Below are 2,339 nucleotides of genomic sequence, written 5' to 3'. Positions count from 1 at the left end.
CCACTAAGGTAACCACCGATTTTTTTTTTTTTTCGTCAGATCGGAGCAATTCTATTGAGATCGATTCCCTTGTTGAAAACTTACTAAAAACGAGGAATGCCCTTCTCTCCTGTCCTATCGACGGCATCATCGAATGGTTAGATGCCTTTGCCCGTCGTTTGCTTAACCGCGCCAATCCTATCCACCACCAATTTCCTGATTCCGGCATCCCTTATCTGGCCAGCTGGTGCCGCAGGTCCAATTTGGAACTTCTGCTCGGAACCTGCTTTCAAGATCTTCGGTGTCTGGACGATTTTGTCTCATTGGGACGGTCTGATCGAATGGTCAGGGCCTTCCCCCGGGGTCTAGTGGTACACTGGATGGCAGGCAATGTTCCTACCCTGAGCTTCCTCTCTCTTTTAATGGGTCTGCTGACCAAAAATGTAAACCTTATCAAAGTAGCTTCGGGGTCTCCACCGTTTCTTGCCGCTCTTCTGAAACATTTGTCCGAAACCCCGGGCCAGAGGTGCTCTGGTCAACAGCTCATCCACTCAATAGCGGTCATCCGCTACGATCATAAAGATGAAGAGATTGGAGCGACCCTCTCCCGTTATGCTGATGTACGAATTATGTGGGGAAGCGATGAAAGCATCCAAAGCATTCGGGCCTTACCAGTCAAGCCCCAGGTGAATGATGTGGCCTTTCCCCACAGGACTTCCTTCATAATCCTCGGAGAGGAGTTTCTGGATAAAGTAAGTCTGGGGCCACTGACCAGACGGGTAGCCCGGGATATTTCTATTTTTGAACAAAGCGCGTGTGCTTCTCCTCATACCATTCTCCTGTTGACAAAGGACAAAGCCAAGTTGGCCGATTTTGCGGAGTCCTTGCAGGACGCCCTTGAGCATATCTTGCAGGACTTCCCTAAGGCTTCACCCACGCCGCAGGAAACCGCCGCTATCCTTAATCTGCGGGCCCGATATGATATGTTCCATGAAGCTTGGTATTCTAGCGGCACGGAGTTCACCATTCTGGCGGATGACTTCTGGCAACTGGGTCCACCAATCGGCAATCGCACGGTTTATCTACGTTTATTCAGTGATATCGACAGGTTGCCGGAAATTATGACCCCTCATGTCCAGACGGTAGGGTTGGCGGTAAGTCCTAAAGATTTTTCACGGATCATCACTATATTGGGAGCTGCCGGTGTCCATCGCTTTGCCACTCCCGGCACCATGACTCAATTCGATTCTCCCTGGGATGGGTACTTCCTGCCCCATCATTTGGTTCGCTGGACTTCATTTCCTCTATCTGCAATAGAACCGCGGTCAGATTCATGAATCTTTGTGCAGTGCAACCGGACCTAGCCGGGATAAATGCCCAACTGCAAGATATTTTAGTAAATTATGGCCTGTCCGGCTGTTTTCATAAGGTAGCTGGATCGGATATTTTTTCGGTGGACCGAGGGCAAGGCCGACCGGTGGTGTTTATCCATGGGCTGTCTTCTTCCCTTTTCACCTGGAGGTTCAACCTCAGACCCCTTTCTCGCTTTTTCCGAGTTATCGCCTTGGATTTACCCGGGTTTGGTTTCTCTCCTAAGCCCCAGAGCGAACTGCTAAACCGAGCCGGTTATGTGAATTTTGTCCGTCACTTTTTGGAACAAAAAGGAATTACCTCGGCCATTTTGGTGGGGCATTCCTTTGGAGGAACAATCTGTCTTGAATTGTGCCGGCAATTCGAAGGACTGGTAGAAGCCCTTGTCTTAGTTTCCGCTACCGATAAAGGAGGTAATTACATATCGGGAAAGAAAATCAAGAATCTTCTGATATATTTATATCACGATAAATCTTTGCTCACCCCGGATTTATATAAAATATTTAAATTCACGTCCCAAAGGTATCTTCCTAACACACTTCTCCGTCTCATTCAGAGCGACAGAGTAAGTTCGGAGAACCGGCTAAAAGTTCCTTGTCAAATAGTTTGGGGTCAATATGACGCCCTCCTGCCGCCGGAAAATGCCCGGGAAGTTGCCGCCCAGTTCAATACTGCAGAGCTTTCCATTCTCGCCGATTGCGGACATGCCCCCCATGAAGAAAAGTACGAGGTCTTTAATGATGTGGTCATCCGTTTCCTTGATCAGCATTCATTAGCCCACAAATCTGTCTAGCCTCCGGTCATTGCTGCGCAAAGATATTAAAAAAGAAGCCCATCTCGATTTCAACCTCAGGCATTTCATCCAGCATAAACGTCTTGATAACAAAGATCTTATCCCGGGTAGGGAACACCAACATCTTAAGATAAGTTATCTTTTTTACCCGAGATGCTTTTTGTTTCTCAAGCCAGGGAAAATGTTTTAAGTATGC

The 2,339-nt window shown here is 47.9% G+C and carries 2 protein-coding genes; both read left to right on the top strand.

Features of this window, described 5'->3' with window-relative positions:
* Positions 1-1,316: hypothetical protein (locus JRG72_11835; protein MBW2135892.1), on the top strand; the 1,316-nt coding region annotated here is incomplete at its 5' end.
* A 140-nt stretch (positions 1,317-1,456) separates the two neighbouring features.
* A complete protein-coding gene (locus JRG72_11830) occupies positions 1,457-2,143 on the top strand; it encodes an alpha/beta hydrolase (GenBank protein MBW2135891.1) in 687 nt (228 codons plus the stop codon).
* Positions 2,144-2,339: the final 196 nt, after the last annotated feature.

This window comes from Deltaproteobacteria bacterium, from assembly GCA_019309545.1.
Taxonomy (GTDB): Bacteria; Desulfobacterota; Desulfobaccia; order Desulfobaccales; family Desulfobaccaceae; genus Desulfobacca_B.
This window is presented reverse-complemented; position numbering and strand designations above follow the sequence as displayed.